The sequence below is a fragment of the Anabaena sp. CCY 9910 genome (genome assembly GCF_963920875.1).
Lineage (GTDB): Bacteria > Cyanobacteriota > Cyanobacteriia > Cyanobacteriales > Nostocaceae > Trichormus > Trichormus variabilis.
In genome coordinates this window covers 88,620-113,249 of the sequence record NZ_CAWUDJ010000006.1, presented here as the reverse complement: position 1 = coordinate 113,249, position 24,630 = coordinate 88,620, and the positions used below count along the sequence as shown (strand labels likewise).

The window sequence follows — 24,630 nt, the reverse complement described above, 5'->3', positions numbered from 1 at the left end:
GAAACTCAAACCTCCCAACCTGTATATGGATTGAACAATTATGATTTTTTCTGGCGCTATTATGTTAATAAATATCAGTAAAAAACCTGATTTAACATTTGCGAGTATTCATCATACTGGAGTTAGAAATAGGGAAGTTAGTAGAAGAATTATTTTCAGTACAATTTTTGCCTTTTGACATCGCAAAAAAAATCAGGTGTGTTAACTTAAACAGTCAGCTTTACATAGGACATAAAACTTTTGAAAAGTCGGCTGGATATATTCGGCTACGGAGTTTGGTTTGAAGTCGGGCGCTATTAATTTTTTAAACGATTGGGGTACTTCTGTGATTAAAAGGAGTGGTGATAATACAACCTCTACTGAACATAACGTTAGTGGGTCAGACCCCCCAAACAAATTAAATAGTATTAGTTCAAATCGCGTTTCCGGATTACAAAACGCCAAAGATAGTTCCTTCGCATTGTCCAAAGAAGATTTTCTGGTTAGTGAAAACACACAAACTACTACTTGGTTGACCTGTGGGATTAATTCTGGTTACAACTCTTTAATCTCTGGAAATTTACAAGCCCAAATTTCTCAAGTGAAAGGCTTTGATGCAGAATCACCAAAAATTTTAGTAGTGGATGATCACAGTGCTAGTCGGATGACGGCTGCTGCCCTGTTGGGTATGGAAGGCTACGCAGTAATTGAGGCAGATAGCGGTGCTACGGCGATAAAACTGGTGGGACAACAACAACCTGATCTGATCTTGCTGGATGTAATGATGCCCGAAATGGATGGGTTTGAAGTATGTCAATTACTCAAGCAAGATGAACATACTCGATTGATCCCCGTAATTTTTATCACGGCCTTGAATGATAGGCGATCGCGCATCCGAGGTATTGAAGTAGGTGCAGATGATTTCTTAAGTAAACCTTTTGACCGAGTAGAATTAGTAGCGCGGGTCAAATCGCTGGTACAACAGAAGCGGTTGAATGAAGATTTAGACCATGCCGCACAAGTACTATTTTCCATAGCTAGAGCTATTGAAAGCCGTGATCCCAATACGGGAGACCACTGCGAACGCTTAGTTAACTTAGGACAAGCCTTTGGTGAGTACCTCAATCTTTCGCGTCACCAAATTCGAGATTTAATGTGGGGTGGCTATCTCCACGATATCGGTAAGGTAGGGATTCCCGATGCAGTCCTGCTAAAAACAGGCAAACTTACCCCTGAAGATTGGGTAATTATGAAGCAACACGTTTTAATCGGGGAAAAAATCTGTCAACCTCTACGCAGTATGCAGGGTGTAGTTCCCATTATTCGTCATCACCACGAACGTTGGGATGGTTCAGGTTACCCTGATGGACTCAAAGGGGATGAAATTCCCTACTTGGCCCAAGTGTTTCAAATTATTGATATTTATGATGCGTTAACTAGCGAACGTCCCTACAAAAGAGCTTATACTCCAGAAGAAGCATTGTGTATGATGCTTGATGAAACTGAAATGGGATGGCGCAATCCCGAATTGATGCAGCAGTTTGCCGAGTTTATTCTCTCACACCATAAGGATTTGGGAAGTGCCGAATAGTGAGTGCTGAGTCAGGAATTATCCCAGTCCCCATGCTCCCTCATTAGCTGGTATGATTTGAGCCTAAATCTCAAAGTACCAAGCGCAACAGCGCTATTTATTGAAAGCTAATAGCTAATTATGGTAGTCGTAGCAATACTAGCAGCAGGACGCGGCACAAGGATGAAATCGGACTTACCCAAAGTTTTACACCCTTTGGGTGGGCGATCGCTAGTGGAAAGAGTTATTGACAGCGTAGAACCGCTTTCACCTTCACGGCGACTCGTCATTGTCGGTTATCAGGCTGAACAAGTTAAAACAGGTCTCCAGTCTCTTCATCTGGAGTTTGTGGAGCAGACTGTGCAGTTAGGAACAGGTCATGCGATCCAACAATTGCTTCCCCACCTTGAGGGTTACACAGGGGATTTGCTAGTACTTAATGGTGATGTGCCACTGTTACGCACTCAGACCTTAGAACAGCTATTACAAACTCACCAAACAAATCAAAATGCCGCTACTATCCTGACAGCCCACCTACCCAATCCTAAAGGCTACGGAAGGGTTTTTTGCAACGGTAACAATATTGTGCAGCAAATTGTTGAAGACAAAGATTGTTCTCCAGCCCAGAGGCAAAATCACCGAATTAATGCCGGCATTTATTGCTTCCGTTGGGAAAATTTAGCGCAAGTATTACCCCATCTGGAGGCAAACAACGCCCAAAAGGAATATTACCTAACAGATGCTGTTACCCAAGTTGGTCAGGTGATGGCGGTAGACGTAGAAGATTATCAAGAAATTTTGGGGATTAACGATCGCCTGCAATTAGCTACAGCCTACGAAATTTTGCAAAGGCGAGTCAAAGAACAATGGATGATGGCTGGTGTCACTCTCATAGACCCCAATAGCATCACAATTGATGACACTGTAGAATTACAGCCTGATGTGATTATTGAACCCCAAACCCACCTCCGGGGCAATACATTCATTCAAACAGGGAGCCGCATCGGGCCGGGAAGTTTAATTGAAAATAGCCAGCTGGGGGCAAATGTTACTGTTCAGTATTCAGTCATAACAGATAGTACCATCCAAAATGGCGCTAAAATCGGCCCTTATGCCCATTTGCGCGGTCATGCTCAAGTGGGTGCTAATTGCCGTATTGGTAATTTTGTCGAGTTGAAAAATACAGAATTAGGCGATCGCACCAATGTAGCGCATTTATCATATTTGGGTGATGCGACTGCGGGAACTCAGGTCAATATTGGTGCGGGGACAATTACCGCCAACTACGATGGTGTGAAAAAGCATCGCACAAAAATAGGCGATCGCACGAAAACTGGTTCCAATAGTGTATTAGTTGCCCCTGTAACATTGGGGGATGATGTTTATGTAGCTGCCGGTTCAACCATCACAGAAGATGTGCCGAATGATTCCTTAGTAATAGCCCGGACTCGTCAGGTGGTAAAACCGGGATGGCGGAAGAAGAGTGGGGAATCTTGAGCAGGGGAGTAGGGGGCAGGGGAAGCAGGGGGAGAACTAACTTCAAGATTTTCGCCCAGTCCCCAGTCCCCAATCCCCAATCCCTAACTTATACTACCCACCTGGGTACCACCTGCGAGTTCTAATGTATCCCCAATTTTTTCGCCATCATGAAAGGCGGCGAGGATAATGTCACAAGTTTTACCCCAGGCGATCGCTCCGGTGGCATCTAAGGCGATCGCTCCGAAATCTCTTTTGTTTTCGTGTGCTTCGGCAAAGGAGCGCTGCATAGACTCTTGCAGAGACAATCCATCTGTGACACGAATGACAATCTTGGGGGCTAGGCACTCATCAATAATATCTTCACCGATGCCTGTACAGCTAACGGCAGCATAATTAGTAGCATAATTACCTGCCGGCATAGCAGAATCACTGACACGTCCAATGCGTTCAAAGCCTTTACCACCTGTAGATGTACCAACTGCTAGTTTACCATAGGTATCTAAAGCTACTACGCCGATTGTGCCACGTCCGGCATTACTAGTTTCCAAAAGTTCTGGTTCGGCTATTACCCCAGCCATTGTTCTTTTGAAATTATCTTGTCTTTCTTGTATCCATTCTTGTAATCGCAGCTCAGTTAAAGCGTTATAGCTAGGAATTTGCATTTCCCTGGCTAATTCAGCCGAGCCGTAATCTGACAGTACTCGGTCTGGGGAATTTTGTAAAAATTGTGCTAACTCAATCGGATTTTTTACCCGTGAAACATTTATTACACCACTAAAGCGTCCTAATGCACCATCCATGATGGAAGCACTCATGCGGATTTGCCCATCAGATTGCAGCACTGAACCAGTACCAGCATTGAAGCGGGGTTCATCTTCCAACAGTTGACAACCCCGCACCACTGCGACAGAAGCATTTGCTCCTGACAATAATAGGGTGTAGACTTCCTCTACTATTGCATGGAGTGTTTGGCGCACTACTTCTAATCCACCTTTGCCGTGGAGAGAACTACCTGCCCCCCCATGAATAATTAATTTTGGTTGCACCTGTGACTTCATTTATACCCTGCACTATTTGCGTTTTAGTTTGAATATTGGGCTTTGGGGACTGGGGACTGGGTATTGGGGATTGGGGATTGGGGATTGGGCGAAAATCTTGAAGTAAGTTCTCCCCCTGCTTTCCCCTGCTTCCCCTGCTCCCTGCTCCCCTACCCTCTGCTCCTACACCCAGTATCTAATCTCCAGTTTTAGCCTCAGAACGACGACGGCGACATCGTTCTGAGCAATATTTCACCTCGTCCCAGCAATCTTCCCATTTTTTCCGCCATGTAAAGGGACGTTGACATACCGGACAGATTTTTGTAGGCAGGTCAGATTTAGAACGAGTACGTGCCATATAAATACCGTACTGACTAGTGTTAGATTTCTAAGAGTGGTGGAAGATAATTATACATAGATTGCTACAAAAGGAGGATTCACTTGGCGAACAATTGTGTTGTGTGTCCTCCTATAGACTGGTTTTGGGACGCTAGTTCAACAAGATATTAACATAGGCTGTTTATTTAATAGTTGATGTGGTTTTTGCATTGCTCTATATAGCGCTTCTCGTTTGTATGCAATACACTTTGACCTCTCTCCTCGTAGGAAAAAGGCTTTGAGTCCCACTCCTCTTTCCTTGTAGGGAAGGGGTTGGGGGTTAGGTCTGTATTGGACTCGATTTGCTGGATTTATTGCTGCGCTACCCTTCCCCAGCCCATCGTTCGCAGATATTTATCAGTTTCTAATTGGGAAGCACCAAACATTTCTGCCAGTCGTCCTGAACCGATGTGCCGCCAAAAGTCCATTTGCCAAAAGCGGTCTTGTGCATGAATATAACCTTGAGCCATGAATAAATCATGGGAATTGCTGGCGTAGATATGGGGGATTCCCCATTGGTCGCGTTTGATGGTAACTTCAGATTTGATTGAGGGTAAAGCGATCGCTCCATTTTCTAGAGGAAAAGAACGCTGTACAGTGTAAGATAAAAATCCCCACAATAATATACTCAGCACCAATAGAAGAATTACGGTAGTTTTTAGTTCCTGATACAACTTAAGTTTTCGGAAGCTTTTCATGTTTGGGTGCTGTCCCAGCACCAATCAAATCACTGGGACATTATACAGCTTGCTGCCTTATCTCTCGTAAAATGTCTTACGTGAAGTTTTGCTACATACTTAGGCAGAAATAATTTTATCAAGTGAATCAACTAGAGTTTTACTTATAGACATAAGTACGAAGCTTTATTTTTTTTGTATTAAAAAATAAATTCTCTGAGTAACCCATCTATATCTACAATTATGGCAAAACTTTTGATTGACAAAGCTTATAAGTCTATGCTAGTTGACCCAAATTAGAAATATTACTGAACTATAAAATTTAACAGCATCAAATATTACAATACAAACTTATTACTTGAGCAATGGGATCTGACAAAATCAACCACTATCACTTATACCGATGTATTTCACAAGACTGTGTAATAAAAATATCTAGTATTTATCATATTTTCTTCCATAACAAACTAGTCAAGGCGTGCTAAGTTTTAAATTCATCTTAATTCCGTTCGCGGTTTTCCCATGCGTCTGCTAGATTTACACCCACAACACCTGGAAGAATTAGTCAAGGGTAGTGGTATAGAATTACACTTGACTCAGCTTAATTTTAAATCTCTCCAAGGCGTAAGCGCCTATGAGCATCTATTAATTTCCGAACACCTACCCCGCACCAACACGGGAATGGTTAAAAGTGGCTGGTTACACCTTTACAGTCATGTTACGGCTGGTGGTTGGTGGTGTTCTGGGTTAGATCCTCTCAACAATTGGCAAGGTATGGAATGGGGATGTTTTAAGCCAAATCAACCGCGCACAAGTCAAAATGGCAAATCTATCAAATATGAACATCCCCCCAGCACAGCAACGCGGATATTCTGTCTGCGGGTAACATTGGCGATATGGAGACAAGTCTCAGGGCGTTACAATTTCCCGATTCCTGGAGATATCACCATTAATTCCCAAGGTGAAGCAGAAGGCTTTTGGCAATGGGTAATGGAGCGCAACATACCAGTCATCATTTGCGAGGGAGCCAAGAAAGCCGCAGCATTATTGTCTCAGGGATATGCAGCGATCGCAATTCCGGGGATTACCAGTGGTTATAGAGTTGTTAAAGATAAATTTGGTAAAGTCACTAGCCGCCAGCTAATCCCTGACTTAGCTGTATTTACGGCAATAAAGCGGACTTTTTATATCTGCTTTGATTATGAAACTCAACAGAAAAAAATAGCGGCTGTTAGTAATGCCATTTCTCAACTAGGTTGTTTATTCCAGGCGAGAAAATGTCCTGTAAAAGTTATCGAACTCCCAGGGTTAGAAAAGGGTGTAGATGAGTTAATTGTTGCTAAAGGTGCAAGTGTTTTTGAAAAAGTTTATCGTCAAAGTGTAGATTTAGAAATTTACCTTGCTCAAATCAAACCGCACAGCGAATTAACGATTCCAGCAGCCATAACAGTGAATCTTCCATATTTAGCAGAAATCCCTTTTCCTAGCTCTGGATTAGTTGGTGTCAAATCAGCGAAAGGTACAGGTAAAACAACATCATTACAAGCGGTTGTCCAACAAGCCAAAAATATTAATAGACCCGTATTATTAATTACCCATAGGATTCAGTTAGGACGTTTTTTATGTGAAAAAATTGGTATTCAATGGGGAATTAATCATGCAGAAGGTTTAACAAAAAATAGTGATTGGCTAAAAAATACAGAGACACCATCTTTAGGCTTATGTGTTGATTCTATCTGGAAACTACGCCCAGAAGAATGGCAAGGTGCAATCATAATTCTCGATGAAGTTGAGCAGTCTTTGTGGCATTTGCTCAACAGTAATACTTGTAAACATAAACGCGTCAAAATTCTAAAACTATTTCAACGATTAATTTCTCTAGTTTTATCAACAGGTGGCTTAGTAATTGCCCAAGATGCTGATTTGTCAGACGTATCTTTAGAATATTTACAAGGTTTATCTGGCTGTAAAATCACCCCTTGGGTATTAATAAATCAATGGAAGCCACAACGAGGATGGGAAGTAACTTTTTATGATTCCCCTAACCCCATACCATTAATTCAGCAATTAGAATTAGACTTGCTAGCAGGACGTAAATGTTACGTCACCACTGATAGCCGTTCCGGACGTTATAGCTGCGAAACAATTGAACGTTATCTTAAAGAACGTTTAGAAAAACTGCGATACGAATTTCCCAAAACCCTAGTAGTTAATAGTCACACAACTAACACTCCTGGTCATGCAGCAGTCGATTTCGTTGCAGCTATTAACCAGAAAATTACCGAATATAGTAATGTGTTTGTGACTCCCAGCTTAGGAACAGGTATTAGTATTGATGTGCAGCACTTTGACCGGGTGTATGGCATTTTTCAAGGAGTAATTCCTGACTCAGAAGCACGACAAGCCCTAGCGAGAGTTAGGGATAATGTACCAAGAATTGTCTGGTGTGCTAAACGGGGTATTGGTTTAATTGGCAGTGGTAGTACCAATTATCGTTTACTATCCGATTGGTATCAGGAGAATCAAAAAGAAAATCTAGCTTTGCTTAGTCCATTACACAAAATAGATGTAGATTTACCCTTAGTTTATGACCCTATTCATTTACGAACATGGGCTAAATTATCCGCCAGAGTAAATGCTTCTGTTCGTATCTATCGCCAATCGATGGAAGAAGGATTAACTACAGATGGGCATCAAATTCGCTTGCGGAGTAATGCCGTTCACAATAATATTATTCGAGATTTACGCTTGGCATTCCTCGCAACAGAGCCAAGTGATTTGAAAGAACGCCAAAGATTAGTTCTAGAAATTGTCAAAGTGCAGAAAGATTGGGTAGAAAAGCGGCATAAAGGTAAAGAAATCAAGCGTCAAATTAAAAAAATTAAGCAGCAAAATCAACTCACTTCTGCCCATAATGTAGCTGCTGCTAAAGACATTGATTATTTAGAATATGAACATCTTTCAGCCAAGCATTCTCTAACTGATGAAGAACGCAATCAAATTCAAAAATATAATCTCCGCCAAAGATATGGCATCTTGGTCACTCCTTCGCTCAAGTTAAGAGATGATCAAGGATATTACACTCAACTGTTAATTCATTACTACCTGACCCATGAAAGTGAGTACTTTCAAATTAGAGACCAACAGGAATGGCATCAACAATTATCCTGGGGTAATGGTAAAGTTTTTCTGCCAGATTTGAAAACCTATACTTTAGAAGTTGAGGCAATGAGAGTCTTAGGAATGCCCCAATTTATTGATATAGAACGAGAATTTACGGAAAATGCCTCTGACTTAATTTGGCTGAAAGATGTGGTCTTTCAACATAGTAGACATATTAAAAGAGTTTTGGGTATTGACTTTATTCGCTGCCAAGAAAGAATTACAGCAATTAAGGTTCTTAGCCGTCTCATGAATTTGTTGGGGTTAAAGCTGAAGCGAGTCGGTGATATATATCAAATCGATTCGGAGACATTTAACGATGATAGACAAAAAATATTTCCAGTATGGCAACAGCGAGATGAAGTCATACTAACTCAAATCAATAATATGAGACGCGAAAAATATAATGTACTCTCAACCCAAAATCCACAAGTGAGAAATACAAATTCGGTAATCTCTACTATGGTTTCACTATTTTAGAGAGCATTTTCTTAGACAATTTTATGGGAATCCGATTTGATTATTTTTGGCGTAGTTTGTGCTTGTGCATAAATATCTAATACCAATTCTCTAGGAATTTGCCCCAAATACCCAAATAAACGATGTAGAGACGTTGCATGCAACGTCTCTACCGTACAGAATAAAGTGTATCTTCATCAAGAAGCGGCATAAGTATGTCTAATACATGGTTTTTTCACTACAACAGTCTTGCTGGTTGCATAAGCCTAATTACCTAGACTAAACAACTGCTAACCATTCAAGCTATATTGCAGTTATCAATGATTAGGAAAAACACCAGTGTTTCCCCTCTACGACGAAAATCCGACGCGAATTACCCCCTATTTCACCTACGGTTTAATTGGGATGAACGTTTTAGTTTTTCTTCACGAAGTGAGTTTATCTAATGCACAGTTAAATCAATTCTTCAGCCAGTATGCAGTAGTCCCTCAAGAGTTAACCTCCAATTTAGCTGGTGAATGGCCGACGTTATTCACCTCACAATTTTTACACGGCGGTTGGTGGCACTTGATATCAAATATGGTATTTCTTTGGGTTTTCGGTAACAATATTGAAGAACGCCTGGGACATTTCAAATATTTAATTTTTTATTTGGCTTGTGGTGCTTTAGCCGCCTTGTGTCAGTGGTTTATTGGGATGTCTTCCACAATTCCTTCTTTAGGTGCTAGTGGTGCCATTTCTGGGGTTCTCGGTGCTTATCTGATTCGTTTTCCCCAAGCTAGGGTGACAACTTTAGTGTTCTTAGGTTTCTTTGTGACAACAATCAGTGTTCCAGCCCTAGTGATTATTGGTATTTTCTTTGTCCAAAATGTTATATCCGGTCTTGTCAGCCTACAAGCAGCCGCTAACATGAGTGTACAAACAGGGGGGGTCGCTTATTGGGCGCACATTGGTGGTTTTGTGTTCGGCATAATTCTTGCTCCTATATTTGGTTTGTTTAGACGGGACTAATAGCAAAAACGGGGATTGGGTGTTAGCAAATCAACCTCGTCTAACCTGTCCTTGCTTTAACTGTTGACTGCTGACAGTTGACAGTTAATGGTCAATAAACCATACAAGTGAATATGTCATTTAAAAGAGTCATAGCTTATATCCAAAATCTGGGGCTTTTGATTATTCTTTTATGCGATTGTTTCATTGGTCGCAATCACATAATCTTGATAAGAAACTACTATGCTGATGGTAGAAGAGATGTATCTACTTGTTATTGCTGTTTTAGCTGGCATATTGTAATCTTTCTAGGAGAATAAAGTCATTCAAACTAAGAAATATTAATAATTCATGAAAGTAAAAATTTTGATAGCAGTAGTATTGTTGGCTAATTCTATAGTAGTAAATTCTTACTCTGCTACAGCTAAAAATAGTGGATGGATTGTGAATAATTCTGCATCTTTAAATCAGAAACGTACAGAAATTGCCCAGGCTCTACCACCTAGAGTTATTAAACTGCGTTTAGCAGATAGTGGTGTTTCAGTCGGTAGCGTAATCACTTGGGGATTTGGTGGTTTAATCCAAAAAAGGTCTACAGATTGGGTACGTTTAGAAATTGGGGATAATCAAGTAAGAGTAATACACACTACAAGAACCACCAATTGGTTAACTCAGTTTTCTAAATGGTGGGATCATCCTGTGAGGAAAATAGCCTTTAAGCCTGATTCTTGTGAAATAAATAATACTCAAACCCAAGGTGGGTCAGATACAGAAAACCAACTACGAGAAATTAAAAGGTTGTATGATTCCAAATTAATTACAGAACAACAATATCAAGAATTACAGCGCAAAATTATCAATCAAATCGGCACAAATTCTAGTCAACCTGCTTCTAGTAATGGAGACTGTGTTGTATTAGGAGAAAATGGAATACTTAAATTCCCGGATCTGACTTTATTAACTAAAGGCGAATTTAAAATTGAATATTTAGAGGGTGATGAATGGAAGTATGCAGCTTTTAGAGTACCTGCTAAGGCATACGAATAGTAGCATCTGTGTTTGAAAACTTATATTATTTCTGGTCTTTGGTAATAGGTAATTGGTCATGGTAGAACCCAATTACCTATTACCAATTACCAAATCTCAACTTAACTGCGAAGACGGAAACCTTCTTGTCCATTCACTGGGTCAAAAAGTACATTGTATCGGTCGAAAAGTGCTATGCCACTATTCACAACCATAGCTTGATCTAGCTGTGGTGAAACATTGAGATTCCATACATTAAACCCGTTGCGATTGCCTGGGGCGAGGCTGTAGTCAAATATGCGGGGAATGGATAACTTGAGGGTGTTGTTTGGGCTTAACCTGCCGGGTTTGAGTTTACCCATGAGAGAAGCAGACTTAAAGTCAATAAAACTACTGATTACGCCGGTATCTGCTAGCATTCTGGCATTACAGGTATTTTTCATGGCACTGCCAGAAATAGTTAAACAAACTCCATTGAGCCTGGAGTCCCATCTATTTCCTGGAATACTATTCATTGCGGGTTGTTGAGTCAGGGAAGCTAGATTGAACCCTGCCCGATTCTGTGCTGTTAAACCCAGGATGAGGCTACTGTTACCACTAGTGCGATCGCCTGCAATAATAAATCCATTACTTAAATTCCCTGGTAGTTTTCTCAACGGATTGTAAGGCAGCGATCGTTCTGCATAGTTGACACCGATAATACCAGAGAATGGTGTGTTACCCCTAGCAGAACAATTAGGTTTTTGGGCTACACATTGGCGACTGGTGACGATTTGCACCGGCACAGGTTCTGCGGTGGCAATTAACCCAATACGCATACTTGTGTAAACTAACTCTCCTTCAAGGATAGTGCCATCGTTTAGAACCTCTCTGACTACTTGACCAGTTCTAGTGATGGGGGCATTGCCTAAAAACTCTCTCGGCACTCTCAGCCCTCCAGAGCCTGTATCCATCAGAACACGCCTTGGCTGACCACCAGCCACTGCTAATTCCAGAAAATAACCCCGTTCTCGTTGACCTACAGAACCTTTTGTATATAAGGGAACTGAGATAGTATTAAAACTGGGTTTTCGGGCTGTGATTTGAGAAGTATCACGCCTAGCAGGATTAGGAAACAGTTGTTGAAAAGCTGCCTGTCGTTGCGCCACTGGCTCTGGTGCATAGTCCCAAAGGCTTTCGTAGTAGAAAAAGACCGCTCCTAAGCCACGTTCTTGAGCCGCCCTGACTTGCGACTGAATTTGTGACATGGAAACTTGGCGATTTCTCAAGCCAGTCATAATACCTATACCAGTAGGTATTAATTGTTGTGTTTCGATAATTTCTGGAGTGATGAGTTTACTATTAAAACTTTGCAAATCATTCCGGTAAACCTGGACGACTAACTCATCTACAACACCTAACCTGACCCAGTTGAGCCAATCTTGTAATTGCAACTTGTATGCAAAGTCATAGTAATTGGGCGAAACGGCAAAAATTGCATTGGGTTTTCTGGCTTTCACAGCTTGATTGAGTTGCACCATGAAAGCGGTGATTTTATCTGCCCGCCATTTTATCCATGCTTGGGCTTGAGGATTAGGCGGCGGCGGATTCCCAGTTTCCTGTCTGTAGAGATTAATTGTGTATTTGTCATACCCGAAATCAACAGGTAAACTCATGTGGTCATCAAATTGAATCCCATCAGCGTTGTATTTGGTAATGATTTCTACTACCAGGTCAGTAATAAACTGCTGTACTTCTGGGTGGAAGGGATTCAGCCAGGCTACTTCACCCGCCGCAGAAATTGAGGTTTGGGTTCCATCCTGCTTTTGTGTCAGCCAATCTGGATGCTGGGATGCTAGTTCGGAAGTTAAGGGAGCCATAAAACCAAACTCGAACCAAGGTATAGCTAGTAAGCCTTGACTACGAGCTTGACTAATAATGTCTGCAATTACGTCTTGCCCTTCTGTGCCTCGAAAGAAATAAGGGATGCCCATGCGTTGGGTGACAGCACTGGGATATTTGGTATAGCCATCGTTCCAAACAACGGGATAAATTGTATTAAAGTTCAACCGCCGCAATTGAGTCAGTGTGTCCTGCACTTTAGCGCGATTTCTGAGGATGTCAAAGTCATTATTTGTGAGCCAAACTCCCCGAATTTCTTGCCGTGTTGATGGGGATATTTGCGCCGTTGCTGGCGTGAGGTTTTGTAGTAGGAATACTGTAGTAAATGACAGTGCAAACAAGACTGGAAAAAGTCGCTTAATTGACCGCCAACCTTGAAGAACAAAAAGCAATTTTTTGGGTATGGATAATAGCTTAGTTAACCAAGTGTTAACTCGAATGCTTTGGGGTTGGAATTCAATTGGCATTACTGGCTCAAAATTGATGCTTAATGGGGAATTTTTTGATTCAAGGCAACAATCCATATATTGCTGCACTACATAGGTTTTAGTCAGGACTTGAAGATTTAGGCAAGCCCTAACGATGAACTTGACGCAAATAATGACTAAGTAGTGCCAAGTCAGAATTTTAGCTAGGACGATATACTACTCTTTTAACGTGAGTTCGACGGCTGGAAAAACCCCTCTCCAAACCTCTCCCCTGCAAGGAGAGAGGCTTCAGAACCTTTATTGTTCGTCAATATGTCTGGTCTTTACTCCCCTCTCCGCGTCGGAGCGAAAAGTCTGAGCGCCGGCTTCCGGCGATCAGAACTTTTCAAGAGAGAGGGGTTGGGGGAGAGGTCAAAAAAGACTTGTCGAACTCACGTTCTTTTAAGATTTAAGCGACTCAAGACTTCTATTTTGTTATGGCTTTAGTTATTGCTGGGGAACGTAGTGGGGTGGGCAAGACGACAGTCACGCTCACCCTTTTAGCATCTTTATGTCGGCGTAGTGCCATAGTGCAGTCGTTCAAAGTCGGGCCAGACTATATTGACCCGATGTTTCACACCTATGTTACTGGTCGTGCTTGCCGCAATTTAGACCCAGTTTTGACTTCAGAAGCTTACGTTCAGCATTGTTTTGCTCGTCATCACCAAGAGAGTGAATATGCTTTGGTTGAGGGGGTGATGGGGTTGTTTGATGGAATTGGGAGGCAGGAAGCAGGGGGGCAGGGGGCAGGGGGCAGGGAGAATAACTTTAGTATTTCCCATTCAGCACTCACTACTGACTTTGCTAGTACTGCTCATGTGGCGCGGCTTTTAGATTTGCCGGTGGTTTTGGTGATTGATTGTAGTCGCTTGTCTGGTTCTGTGGCAGCGATCGCCCACGGTTATTGCTCTTTTGATACCCGTATTAAAATGGCTGGGGTGGTGTTAAATCGCGTGGGCAGCGATCGCCATCTCTCTCTCCTCCAAGATGCCCTAAAACCTCTGCAATTACCTATACTCGGTGTACTACGTCGTCAAGATAACATCGCCATTCCCGATCGCCATCTCGGTTTAATCCCCACTGCCGAACTACCAGAGTTAGATGCCGTCATCAATCGTCTTGCTGATTTAGGCGATGCTTGTTTCGATTGGCAAAGTTTATTACCCCTGTTAGAAGCAGGGGGGCAGGGGGCAGGGGGCAGGGAGCAGGAAGAGAAGTCGCAAGGAGGGTTTCCCTCCGGGCGAACTTCGGGGGCAGGGGGAGAACTGGCTTCAAAATTTTCCCCCAATCCCCAATCCCCAATCCTCAATCCCCAATCCCCAGTCCCCAATCCCCAATCCCCAATCCCCAATCCCCCTAAAATCGCTGTTGCCCGCGATCGCGCTTTTAACTTCTATTACCAAGACAATCTTGATTTGTTGCAGCAGTTGGGTGCGGAACTGGTTTTCTGGAGTCCTTTAACGGATGGGGAACTACCATCGGGTGTGCAGGGAATGTATTTTGGTGGGGGTTTTCCAGAAGTGTTTGCCCCACAGCTAGCCGCAAATAGTAGCGCTCGTGATGCGGTGAAACAAGCTATTCTCGCAGGAATGCCTACGATTGCTGAGTGTGGGGGATTGATGTATCTGTGTGAGCAAATTGTCGATTTTGAGGGGCAATCTTGGCCGATGGTGGGAGTTTTACCCACTTCTGCTGCAATGGGTGGACGTTTAACTTTGGGATATCGCCGTGCTGTAGCCTTGCAGGATGGCTTGTTAGTGAAGGCAGGCACTCACATTTATGGACACGAGTTTCATCGCTCACACTTGATTACAGCGCCCCCTCAGCCCTTATTTGAAACTTACCGCTATGATTGCCCAGAAAATACGGGTTGTGAAGGATGGGGTTTCCCGAAAAATATTCATGCCTCTTATGTTCATCTCCATTGGGGAGAGAGTGGAGAAATTCCCCGACGGTTTATTCAGCAGTGTGCCTATTTCGGCGAAACCAAGAATTTAGTACATATGCACTAAATAATAGGTGATGACAGGGCTTGGCGATCGCCAAATAACCCTGATTAAAGGCGGCAGAGATTAATTTTGTTAACACAATTTAACATTCAGTAGTGGAGTAACCTACCCTGTCATCATAATTTGCTCCAAGGGGATGATAACTTGAAACCCGCAAACTCAGATTAAATCTAGCTTTCTGAAATTTTAAATTTAAAATTTTGCATTTTAAATTTAGATGATTGGCGACGTTTTTTAGTCAAAGTTTCCCTAGCCACAAGGGTATTTACTAGGTATTTTTTCCTACTTTTGGGGTAGTTTTGAGTGCAACAAAGACCTAAAAAATAAAAAAAATGCCGAAATCCATATAAATTAATGGTTTCATCTATCCACTTCTGGCTACAACACCTTAGAATGATTCATTGAAAAGTAGAGCCGATGGGATGTACAGCCATTTTGAGTATATATACTCCCAAAGGATGACTTTTGTATCTCTCCAAACAGAGACTTCAGTAAAGATGCGACAAAGTGCAACTGTACTGAATATCCAGTAAACATTAAGGAGTTCCAAATGAACAAAGGTGAATTGGTTGATGCCGTAGCTGAAAAAGCTAGTGTTACTAAAAAACAAGCTGATGCCGTCTTAACAGCTGCTTTGGAAACGATTATTGAAGCTGTCTCTTCTGGCGATAAAGTCACGCTGGTAGGATTTGGCTCTTTTGAATCACGGGAACGTAAAGCTCGTGAAGGTCGTAACCCCAAAACTAACGAAAAGATGGAAATTCCAGCGACCAGGGTTCCTGCTTTCTCTGCCGGTAAATTATTCAGAGAAAAAGTAGCACCCCCAAAAGCATAGGTTCTAGTATTAGGAATCTGAATTTGATGCGGCAACCAGATCACGGGGGAAATTTAGCTTGGGCAGCAGCGTTGGCTGGCTGTCCTGCGGATGCGATTGTAGATTTTTCTGCTAGCATCAGCCCGTTGGGGCCGCCTCAAAGTGCGATCGCTGCTATTCAGTCACAAATTAGTAATCTCAGGCACTACCCAGACCCTGATTACCGTGAACTGAGACTGGCTTTAGGTCATTTCCATCAATTACCTCTAGAGTGGATTCTGCCGGGCAATGGTTCAGCAGAATTACTTACTCTCGCAGGTAGGGAATTAGCTCAATTAGCCGCAACAGTTTTAATAACTCCAGCCTTTGGCGATTACTACCGCACCTTAAAGGCGTACCACGCTAGAGTACTGGAGTTTCCCCTTGTTAGTGTTGAGTCACGAGTATTGGGTACAGAATGTCACTTAACGCAACTTCACACCCAGCACTCAGGACTCAGCACTAACTGTGCTTTGTTACTCAACAATCCCCACAACCCAACAGGAAAGCTATTCACCAGAGAGGCGATTTTACCCTTACTGGAACAATTTGCTTTGGTGGTGGTGGATGAAGCATTTATGGATTTTGTCCCTCCTGATGAGGAACAAAGCCTGATTCCAATAGTGGCAGAATATCCTAACCTAGTGATATTGCGATCGCTGACAAAATTCTACAGTCTTCCAGGGCTGAGATTAGGATATGCGATCGCCCAACCTGATCGTCTGCAAAAATGGCAATTATGGCGTGACCCCTGGCCTGTCAATACCTTGGCGGCGGCGGCGGCTATAGCTGCCCTTGAGGATCGAGAATTCCAAGCACAAACTTGGCAATGGCTACCACCTGCCAGAGAGGAACTATTCCAAGGCCTAACCGCCATCCCAGGATTAACACCCCAAGCCAGTGCGGCTAACTTCTTGCTAGTAGAAACACAACAATCGAGTTTAGAATTACAGCAAAAATTACTCCAACAGCACCAGATTTTAATCCGTGATTGTCTTAGCTTTAAAGAACTAGGCGATCGTTTTTTCCGCCTCGCCGTCCGTTCTCACAGCGACAATCAACGCTTAACAAAAGCACTAAAGACAATAGCCCAAAACTCTCTTGACCACTGACCACTGACCACTGACTACTGACCAATGACTAATGACTATTGACTACGATGTCGTGATTATTGGCGGCAGTCTTGCAGGACGCTATGCCGCCCTCACTGCCACCCAAATGGGGGCGAAAGTGGCATTGGTGGAATCCCAGCAAAATAACAGTTTGATTGTTCACCAAGCTATAGGGGAAATCGCCAACCTAACCCAAAATTTGCACAATTTGGCTGGTTGTGGCATCGATGCTGTAAACCCTGAAACTTCCGAAAAGTGCCAAATTTCCTTAGCATTGTCCTCGGCTCAAGGCATTGCCGCTAATGTCCAAGAACAAATGTCTCTTGCTCACTTGTCAGCCCAAGGAGTCGATGTCATTGTTGACAGTGGACAATTCCAACGCTCACCCCATTTAGCATTTGCCGTAACTCATCGCCTACTACGCGCACGCACTTACCTACTCGCCAGTGGTTCCCTACCAGCAATTCCCAAAATTGAAGGATTACAAGCTACCAACTACCTGACACCAGCAAATATTTGGCAATTTTTATACAAACAACATTCTCAATCTTCTGAACTACCCCAAAATTGGGTAATTATTGGCGGTACTCCTCAAAGCATCGAAATATCACAAACTTTAGCAAGACTGGGTTGTAATATCACTTTGGTAGTTAAATCTCCTCATCTGCTACCTCAGCTTGACCCAGAAATTGCCCAGTTCCTTCAAGCACAGTTAGAAGTCGATGGTGTGCGTATCCTGACTCAAAAAATGGTGACACAAGTCAAACGAATCGACAATAAAAAATGGGTTCAGGCAGGAGAAAAAGCCATTGAAACTGATGAGATTCTCATAGCAATTGGACACAAACCAAATATTGAATCTTTCAATTTGCCAGAAGTAGGAGTGAAATGGCATCAACATCGTTTACTAGTCAATGACAAACTACAAACCACCAATCACAGAATTTATGCTTGTGGTGATGTTATCGGTGGTTACGATTTCCCTAACATAGCTAATCACGAAGCCCGAATTGCTTTGAACAATGCTCTGTTTTTTCCCAGATTGCAAGTTAATTACCAAAACATTCCTTGGGCGATACTATCCTATCCAGTATTAGCGCAGGTTGGTTTGACAGATAGTCAAGCAAAACATCAATTTAGTCAACAAGAAGTTATAGTTTTACGGCATTACTATAAATCCATAGCAGCATCCCATCTGAGAAACGAAATTACGGGTATTTGTAAATTAGTTGTGCTACGCAACGGCAAAATTTTAGGAGCTACTATATTTGGTACAGAAGCCAGAGAATTAATTAATCTCATTGCTTTGGCAATGTCCCAAAACATTCCGGTGAAACACTTAGGGAATTTATCTGTTGTCTATCCGAGTTTCTCAGAAATTTTAGAACAAACAGCACGAAACTTCAGCCAACACAGGTTCAATAGCAACACAGTTTGGCAAGACTGGTTAGAAGGTTTCTTTTATTTGCGCCGTAACTGGAATTTGTGAATGTTTGTTCCTCTTAGGGACTCGCAGATAAAAAATATCCAAAATATTAGGATGCGTCAGAGCGAGAAAACCTAGCTTTATAAGCAATTATTCATGCTGACGCACCCTACTAACCGTAAATTTGGAATAATTTATTTTTGGGTGTCCCCTTATCATGATGCTGAAAACACTCAACTGTCATCCTCTATCGATAAAGTAAAAAATCATACTTAACAAAATTTCAAGAAAATAATAATTTGTTATCTATCTAACATCTAATTTTCGGTTTCTTACTATATATTAAGTAAAGCTTTTCTCAAAAACCTTGTATATATCACAGCGAGTAGCATAGTCATCAGAATTTATTTTTAAAGACATTGACTAGTGCATATACTCGCTTTTTTATATTTGTAATATGGCAGTATTACGTGATTGGTTGTCAACACAGACCTATGATTTAGGACTGCTATATAACCATAAGACTAGTATTTGATTTCCGAATATACGTAGGGGAGCTACTGCGTTGGACAAAGAGAAGTCTGGGCGGAGGTTTCTTCCGTTGGCGCAGCCCGCCGCAGGCATTAGAACTTTGGGGTTTCCCAGCAGTCACGCAAGTGGCGTTGGGCAATGCCGACCACAACTATGATACGGTGGGCATTGCCCACCCTACAGATACTTAGATACCAGTCAGCAACGCCCTTTCAATAATCAAATTGGATTCCCAGAGCTGATAACTGGCTGATAATTATATCTGTAGTCAAAAAGGAAATATTATATGCTCCGTCGCTGGACATTATCTACTTTTGCAATTTTATTGAGCATAATTTTAACTGCGTGTAATACTACAAATACTCAGCAGCCACAAGCACAAGCTACGCAAAGTATTACAACAACTAATACTCCATCTCAAGAATTAGCAAAATTATCCGCTAAAAGAGTTGTTACACTCTCTTCTCTAACCACAGATATCATTTTTCAACTGGATAAAACAAAGCTTGTAGGTATTGCTGGTAGCTCATTATTTAAAAATGACCCCCGTTTCCAAGATATACCTCGTATCAGCGAAGGTCAAAGTCCTCCCAATTTGGAAAAAATTGTGGCGCTTAAGCCTGATTTAGTTATTGGTGCAGAAGGTTTTTCTAATCAGCCAATTCAAAGACTCCAACAATTAGGTATTCCCACCTTACTTACTCAAGTAAATACATGGAAGTCTTTGGAAGAGATTACAGCAAAACTGGCTCAGTTAATTGATGTTAATCCCCAACCTTTGTTAGAACGTTATCAAAGTTTTCTAGGGGATAGGCCAGGAACAAATACCCCTATTTTAGTTCTGGTTAGTAGTCAACCAATTTTAGCTCCAAATAAGAATAGTTGGGCTGGGGATTTACTAGAAAAATTCCAAGTAAAAAATTTAGCAGCAGAACTGCAAGGAAAAAGCCCAATTGCTGGTTATGTAACTCTTTCGGCTGAGAAAGTTTTAGAAGCTAATCCAGAAGCGGTTGTTCTGATTACCCCTCCTCAAGGTGGTTCAAAAACAGAAGTTTTAGCTTCCTTCAACAAAGAGAGTTTTTGGCAAAAATTACCCGCGACTAAGAATAATCGAGTCTATGTTTTTGACTATTATGGGTTGGTGAATCCGGGTAGTATAGATGCGATAAAGCAGGCTTGTGAGCAGATTAAAAAAGATTTGTTGGGGTAAAAGTTTAATTTTCCAGCTTTTATAGAAAGTCGGGGGTTAATCTCTGTTTTTATCTTTGGGCAACTGATATCTTTTTACTAGATTTGGGCGAACCGCCAGTTAAACTACGGAAATACAAACCCCCAACAGTTACTAAAAATAAGAGATATCCCACTGCTTCTACAATATACAGGTGTTGTCTGTAGCCAAATAAGGACTTGAGAATTACACCTGGAAACTGTTCATCGGGTAATATTTGCTCAGTATTCCAAACCAGCGGCCCTAAAATACAAGAGTGGATTTTAGTAAAATGTTGGTAATAAAAACAAAGATTTTCTGAGGCGCGGCTGCTAAGAGCTAAGTTGGCTACAGCATCGTCAAAATGTTTTAAGGCGGAAACAACTAATCCGGCAACAATTAATACTAATAAAACGCCCATTACTTGGAAGAATTGGCGGATATCAATTTTAACGCCTAATTTAAATAAAAGTACACCAATAGCTGTTGCTGTTGCCAAACCCGCCAGAGCGCCTATTGTGGGTATAAGTCCCTGCTGAAAATTGGCGGCGATGAATAATACTGTTTCAAAACCTTCACGGACAACGGCAACGAGAATTAAGCTAAAAACACCCCAGCCAGCATTTGAGTTTTGTGTAAGTGCGTCTGTAACAGCTCCTTCGACTTGCGCTTTCATGAATCTGGCTTGCTTTGTCATCCAGATTAGCATCCAACTGAGCATAGCGATCGCCAACACACTAAACACGCCTTCTAACATCGGTTCCACTACCACCGTGTATTGAGGATTAGCGGCTCCAACTGCTTTAATTACCCAAGTGAATAGCACACCAATTAGCGCACTGATAACGATACCAACGGCGACACCAGCATACACCCAAGGGTTGAGACGGGATTGTTTAGCCTTTTTGAGCAAAGCTAAGACAATACCAACAACTAAGGCGGCTTCTACTCCTTCTCGGAGTGTAATAACAAAAGTAGGTAGAGCAGTACTAAAGTTCATGGTTTTTAGTCATTGGTCATTGGTCATTGGTCAATAGTCAACAGTTAACAGTCTAAAGTCAAAATATTGACTATGGACTATTGACTATGGACTATTGACCATTAACTTTTAGATAAAATCTCGTAGCATTTTTTTCAATTCGAGATTGTGTAACTCTTCTTGTCCAATCATGCTGCGGGCAAATTCTTCTAGATAAATACTGGCATTGGCTACAGTATCTAACAAAGATTTATACATTTCCAGTGCCTTTCTCTCATGGTTCAAGCTTTCTTGGAGGATATCCTTGACTGAATGCTTGTAGGTTTCTTCCATTGGGGCAATTCTCAGGGTGGGATGTCCATCTAATCCTGTGAGAATTTCTCCCACTTGTTGGGCATGAAGTAGAGATTCACTGGCTTGTGCTTTGAAAAAAGCAACTATAGGAAGGCGATTAGGACCGGTTACCATCAAGGAATAATGTGTATAGCGCACTACGCCAGCGAGTTCAAATTCCATGATGGCGTTGAGTAGGTCAATGGCCTTATTTTGGTCAAGCTCTTGCATGAGTGGTTGATTACAATTACGAATGGAGCGTCATGAGTAAAAGGGTACAGGTGTTAAAAGTCTAAATAATGTTCACTTTTAACTTTTAACAGTTATCTCACTTCTTATCCATTTTAAACTTCTCGGTTTCCGCCTCCAAGCGAGTCCTTGGGCTATTTTTGTGCCTGAGTGCTTGATTGGTCGATAACTTTTTGCGAGTTTAGCTCAATGGTTTTTACCAGTTTTGTAACTTCTTCGGGAGTTTTTACTGGTGTCGCTGGTGGAATGGCGGCTGGCCAGACTTTTATCAGTTCTGTAAGACTAGCGTTAATGGCTTTGTCTGCTTCTGGGTTGGCTGGCGCTACTTGAGAGGAAATTCCTTGATACAGTTCGTTGGCGTAGACAATAAAACCACGAGAATCTTGATATTCGATCGCTGCCGCAATTTTACCATCTGCGATCGCCGCCCCATATTCGGAGTTAGCTGCATCTAACAAGCCGTTAATCACCTGTAGGACAAATTCGGGTTTGCTGCGTTGTGCTGCTGGTAAAGTGGCGATCGCTCCATCAACTGACTGCACGGAAGCGGTAAAATCAGTTTTTACCTTGGCATCCTTTGGTTTAGATTTGACTAAATCTTGCAAACTCACCAAAGTGGTCTTAAATTCTTTAACTTTGCGCTCATTTAGCTGTTCTTCTACATCAACATAAATTTCTTCCACCGGGTGTCCTATATGGGGTTCTGCCTGTTTTGGCTGATTTTGATCTAGTAATTCTTGCGCTACCAAAAGATGTCCCTTCATCAAACCCAATTTGGTCATGTAGTCAACGTCTTTGGCTTCACCCGTTAACACCACTTCTTGCACAGTCACCATATCTTTAATTTGGTCGAACTGTTCTTGAGTAATCACTTTCTTACTAACTAAATCCTCTGGACTTCCGTAGGGACGACTGCCTTGAATTTTGTTGGATAATGCGGGTACACCTAACTTAGCCTCAAACTTATCCAATTCTGACAAGATAGCAGTATTGATATTAATTTTGGCTTTACTACCATGACTGCTATGGTTGACAGCTTCCGTCGTTTGGGTAGCAGGATTACTATTCGCTGGCTGTGAATTTTCGGCTGTTGGTGTACCTCCAGTACAAGAACTCAGGGAAACAATGACGCAAGCTGCAACAGCCAAACAGATATAGCGAGATTTAACCATTTTGATTCCTAAAGGTGACAAAAACCCATAAATTACTAGATTTTTCAGCTATTGCTTAAAATAAAATCTGATATAGTTTTGCAATAGGTATTATGATGATTTATCACAAGTGCAAGTAATTATCAACTAATTAGGAAAATATTTAAGTTAAATTTTAAAAATTATCTAAATTCTCTGGTGTAGCTAACAACTGCATCAAGTAGAATGATTTTGATTATTATTAGCAACAACTTCAAATTGACCCATACAACCATTTTCAGAGATCGCATCTTGATGAGGATGGAACATATACTTGCCTGGATAGCGAAACGCAAATTCTAAAATGTGCCGTTCTGCAACCCCCATTGTGATCACATCGGTTTTCTCGCTAGCTTTCATACTCATGCCATAACGATAGACATCAAAGAAATTAGCGTGGAGATGAAACGTTACAGCCGGGTCATATTCAATGATATTGAGGACATACAGCCGAATCAATTGATTTTGGTAAATCTGAATCGGATTGTGCATATAGTGATGCGGTAGTCCGTTGAAGGCGTAAAAATCATTATGGCTATTATCATCCACGTCATAGCCAGCCATCACCAGCACGATCTCATCAGCCGGGGGGCGGGGTGTAGGTGGGTCAATGATAAACATTCCATATAAACCTTTGGCGATGTGACGGGTAACTGGTTCAATATGGCAGTGGTATAAATGAACTCCGTAAGGTTCGGCATCAAACTCATAAATTGTGGCACTATTATTACTCACGGGACGGACACCATCCATTTCGGCTGGGTGAACCCCATGAAAATGCAGAGAATGGGAATGTCCAGCTTGGTTGTGAAATAATACCCGGATGCGATCGCCTTGTTTTGCCCTGAGTGTCGGCCCCGGTATGCGACCATTAAGATCCCAGATGTTGTAAGATACAGCACTATTGAGTTGAATAACTGAAGTACCGGCTGTTAACTGAAATTCTCGAATCGTCCGCCCACTTTCTTGCTTGAGCGTCCCATAATCAAATTCTCTCAACATCCGCATGGGTTGAGCAACATTGTCAGCTGCGTCCATTTCCATTTGCGGCACTCTGACAATAGACTTATTTTGTGAGTTCAATGTCTGCCAAAGTGCAGCTGCACCAGCCACGCCAACACCACCCAAACCCAACTTGAGCAATTGACGACGGCTCCAAAATTCTTTTTTACCCAGCGTAAAATTATTGGGCATGAAATTCAACCACAGCACTAAATCAAAGTTGCAAATAATTAGCAACTATCTTTGTGTATCCTATAAGACTCAGGATTTACTGTCAATAATTCTCAAGAAGTTGTGAGAATTTATTCAACAAAACTCCAACTATAATTCCCTAAAGATGTTTGTAGCCATAGCAATCTGAAAAAAGAATTTGACAGATACACAGTCCAAAACCCTTGTTATGTCAAGCTTTTTCAATTGTGAATAGTATAATCACTTCAATTCCATCGTATATGGAAGTGTTAAAGTGCTTACTAGAAACTTTTGAAGGTTGAAGTAAATCTGTGGCTACAGTAATAAAGAAAAACTTTGATTAAGTGCCTTAAGTAAGTTTAATCACTGATTTAAATGTATAAAAAAATATAAATGCCACAATAATTTCGAGTGTTAATTTGATACCTTTAACGCCTTAACA

The 24,630-nt window shown here is 41.7% G+C and carries 18 protein-coding genes; 10 read left to right on the top strand and 8 right to left on the bottom strand.

The window, feature by feature from the left end; all coding sequences use genetic code 11:
* Positions 1-325 precede the first annotated feature (325 nt).
* Positions 326-1,570: an HD domain-containing phosphohydrolase gene (locus ACM5QX_RS07445; RefSeq protein ID WP_414753037.1), complete on the top strand. Its 1,245-nt coding sequence runs from the start codon at positions 326-328 to the stop codon at positions 1,568-1,570.
* 120 nt (positions 1,571-1,690) lie between these two features.
* Positions 1,691-3,046, top strand: coding sequence for a bifunctional UDP-N-acetylglucosamine diphosphorylase/glucosamine-1-phosphate N-acetyltransferase GlmU (gene glmU / locus ACM5QX_RS07440; RefSeq protein ID WP_414753036.1), 1,356 nt, complete (start codon positions 1,691-1,693; stop codon positions 3,044-3,046).
* A gap of 83 nt (positions 3,047-3,129) precedes the next feature.
* Here the strand turns inward: glmU and ACM5QX_RS07435 are convergent, their stop codons facing one another.
* From ACM5QX_RS07435 to ACM5QX_RS07425, 3 genes are all read right to left on the bottom strand, one after another.
* A complete protein-coding gene (locus ACM5QX_RS07435) occupies positions 3,130-4,086 on the bottom strand; it encodes an isoaspartyl peptidase/L-asparaginase (protein WP_414753035.1) in 957 nt (318 codons plus the stop codon).
* Between the two features lie 175 nt (positions 4,087-4,261).
* Positions 4,262-4,423, bottom strand: coding sequence for a DUF2256 domain-containing protein (locus ACM5QX_RS07430; RefSeq protein ID WP_010998064.1), 162 nt, complete (start codon positions 4,421-4,423; stop codon positions 4,262-4,264).
* 331 nt (positions 4,424-4,754) lie between these two features.
* A complete protein-coding gene (locus tag ACM5QX_RS07425) occupies positions 4,755-5,141 on the bottom strand; it encodes a penicillin acylase family protein (RefSeq protein WP_414753034.1) in 387 nt (128 codons plus the stop codon).
* Positions 5,142-5,642: 501 nt separating this feature from the next.
* Here ACM5QX_RS07425 and ACM5QX_RS07420 point away from each other — a divergent pair.
* The 3 genes from ACM5QX_RS07420 (at position 5,643) to ACM5QX_RS07410 (ending at position 10,778) form a co-directional block, all read left to right on the top strand.
* On the top strand, positions 5,643-8,762 hold the full coding sequence (locus ACM5QX_RS07420) for a plasmid replication protein, CyRepA1 family (RefSeq protein ID WP_414753033.1): 3,120 nt from the start codon (positions 5,643-5,645) through the stop codon (positions 8,760-8,762).
* Positions 8,763-9,080: 318 nt separating this feature from the next.
* On the top strand, positions 9,081-9,752 hold the full coding sequence (locus ACM5QX_RS07415) for a rhomboid family intramembrane serine protease (RefSeq protein WP_011318574.1): 672 nt from the start codon (positions 9,081-9,083) through the stop codon (positions 9,750-9,752).
* A 330-nt stretch (positions 9,753-10,082) separates the two neighbouring features.
* Positions 10,083-10,778 carry a hypothetical protein gene (locus ACM5QX_RS07410; RefSeq protein ID WP_414753032.1) on the top strand — a complete coding sequence of 232 codons (696 nt, stop codon included), beginning with the start codon at positions 10,083-10,085 and terminating at the stop codon, positions 10,776-10,778.
* 101 nt (positions 10,779-10,879) lie between these two features.
* On the opposite strand, the gene ACM5QX_RS07405 is transcribed toward ACM5QX_RS07410, so the two are convergent.
* Positions 10,880-13,105: a glycoside hydrolase family 10 protein gene (locus tag ACM5QX_RS07405; protein ID WP_414753031.1), complete on the bottom strand. Its 2,226-nt coding sequence runs from the start codon at positions 13,103-13,105 to the stop codon at positions 10,880-10,882.
* A 437-nt stretch (positions 13,106-13,542) separates the two neighbouring features.
* On the opposite strand from ACM5QX_RS07405, the gene ACM5QX_RS07400 reads away from it, so the two are divergent.
* From ACM5QX_RS07400 to ACM5QX_RS07380, 5 genes are all read left to right on the top strand, one after another.
* Entirely contained in the window at positions 13,543-15,117 is a 1,575-nt protein-coding gene (locus ACM5QX_RS07400; protein ID WP_414753030.1) for a cobyrinate a,c-diamide synthase, read from the top strand.
* A 532-nt stretch (positions 15,118-15,649) separates the two neighbouring features.
* Positions 15,650-15,949, top strand: a complete 300-nt coding sequence (locus ACM5QX_RS07395) for an HU family DNA-binding protein (RefSeq protein ID WP_268744647.1) — start codon at positions 15,650-15,652, stop codon at positions 15,947-15,949.
* Between the two features lie 26 nt (positions 15,950-15,975).
* Positions 15,976-17,079 (top strand): threonine-phosphate decarboxylase CobD, encoded by a 1,104-nt coding sequence (cobD, locus tag ACM5QX_RS07390; protein ID WP_414753029.1) that lies wholly within the window; start codon positions 15,976-15,978, stop codon positions 17,077-17,079.
* A 31-nt stretch (positions 17,080-17,110) separates the two neighbouring features.
* A complete protein-coding gene (locus tag ACM5QX_RS07385) occupies positions 17,111-18,568 on the top strand; it encodes a dihydrolipoyl dehydrogenase family protein (RefSeq protein WP_414753028.1) in 1,458 nt (485 codons plus the stop codon).
* 754 nt (positions 18,569-19,322) lie between these two features.
* Entirely contained in the window at positions 19,323-20,246 is a 924-nt protein-coding gene (locus ACM5QX_RS07380) for an ABC transporter substrate-binding protein (protein ID WP_414753027.1), read from the top strand.
* A 49-nt stretch (positions 20,247-20,295) separates the two neighbouring features.
* On the opposite strand, the gene ACM5QX_RS07375 is transcribed toward ACM5QX_RS07380, so the two are convergent.
* From ACM5QX_RS07375 to ACM5QX_RS07360, 4 genes are all read right to left on the bottom strand, one after another.
* Positions 20,296-21,243 (bottom strand): FTR1 family iron permease, encoded by a 948-nt coding sequence (locus tag ACM5QX_RS07375; protein WP_011318567.1) that lies wholly within the window; start codon positions 21,241-21,243, stop codon positions 20,296-20,298.
* A 108-nt stretch (positions 21,244-21,351) separates the two neighbouring features.
* Positions 21,352-21,786: a ferritin-like domain-containing protein gene (locus tag ACM5QX_RS07370; protein WP_011318566.1), complete on the bottom strand. Its 435-nt coding sequence runs from the start codon at positions 21,784-21,786 to the stop codon at positions 21,352-21,354.
* Between the two features lie 152 nt (positions 21,787-21,938).
* The gene (locus tag ACM5QX_RS07365; RefSeq protein WP_414753026.1) at positions 21,939-22,976 is read right to left on the bottom strand and encodes a ComEA family DNA-binding protein; all 1,038 of its coding nucleotides are present in this window, start codon (positions 22,974-22,976) and stop codon (positions 21,939-21,941) included.
* Between the two features lie 195 nt (positions 22,977-23,171).
* A complete protein-coding gene (locus tag ACM5QX_RS07360; protein WP_414753025.1) occupies positions 23,172-24,188 on the bottom strand; it encodes a multicopper oxidase domain-containing protein in 1,017 nt (338 codons plus the stop codon).
* Between the last annotated feature and the right edge of the window lie 442 nt (positions 24,189-24,630).

What these genes read in the sequence shown, in the direction of transcription:
- ACM5QX_RS07435 (WP_414753035.1), bottom strand. Translation starts at nt 4,086, where the DNA reads ATGAAGTCACAGGTGCAACCAAAATTAATTATTCATGGGGGGGCAGGT.
- ACM5QX_RS07380 (WP_414753027.1), top strand. Translation starts at nt 19,323, where the DNA reads ATGCTCCGTCGCTGGACATTATCTACTTTTGCAATTTTATTGAGCATA.
- ACM5QX_RS07410 (WP_414753032.1), top strand. Translation starts at nt 10,083, where the DNA reads ATGAAAGTAAAAATTTTGATAGCAGTAGTATTGTTGGCTAATTCTATA.
- ACM5QX_RS07425 (WP_414753034.1), bottom strand. Translation starts at nt 5,141, where the DNA reads ATGAAAAGCTTCCGAAAACTTAAGTTGTATCAGGAACTAAAAACTACC.
- glmU (WP_414753036.1), top strand. Translation starts at nt 1,691, where the DNA reads ATGGTAGTCGTAGCAATACTAGCAGCAGGACGCGGCACAAGGATGAAA.
- ACM5QX_RS07430 (WP_010998064.1), bottom strand. Translation starts at nt 4,423, where the DNA reads ATGGCACGTACTCGTTCTAAATCTGACCTGCCTACAAAAATCTGTCCG.
- ACM5QX_RS07375 (WP_011318567.1), bottom strand. Translation starts at nt 21,243, where the DNA reads ATGAACTTTAGTACTGCTCTACCTACTTTTGTTATTACACTCCGAGAA.
- cobD (WP_414753029.1), top strand. Translation starts at nt 15,976, where the DNA reads ATGCGGCAACCAGATCACGGGGGAAATTTAGCTTGGGCAGCAGCGTTG.
- ACM5QX_RS07420 (WP_414753033.1), top strand. Translation starts at nt 5,643, where the DNA reads ATGCGTCTGCTAGATTTACACCCACAACACCTGGAAGAATTAGTCAAG.
- ACM5QX_RS07360 (WP_414753025.1), bottom strand. Translation starts at nt 24,188, where the DNA reads ATGCCCAATAATTTTACGCTGGGTAAAAAAGAATTTTGGAGCCGTCGT.
- ACM5QX_RS07370 (WP_011318566.1), bottom strand. Translation starts at nt 21,786, where the DNA reads ATGCAAGAGCTTGACCAAAATAAGGCCATTGACCTACTCAACGCCATC.
- ACM5QX_RS07400 (WP_414753030.1), top strand. Translation starts at nt 13,543, where the DNA reads ATGGCTTTAGTTATTGCTGGGGAACGTAGTGGGGTGGGCAAGACGACA.
- ACM5QX_RS07405 (WP_414753031.1), bottom strand. Translation starts at nt 13,105, where the DNA reads ATGCCAATTGAATTCCAACCCCAAAGCATTCGAGTTAACACTTGGTTA.
- ACM5QX_RS07365 (WP_414753026.1), bottom strand. Translation starts at nt 22,976, where the DNA reads ATGGTTAAATCTCGCTATATCTGTTTGGCTGTTGCAGCTTGCGTCATT.
- ACM5QX_RS07385 (WP_414753028.1), top strand. Translation starts at nt 17,111, where the DNA reads ATGACTATTGACTACGATGTCGTGATTATTGGCGGCAGTCTTGCAGGA.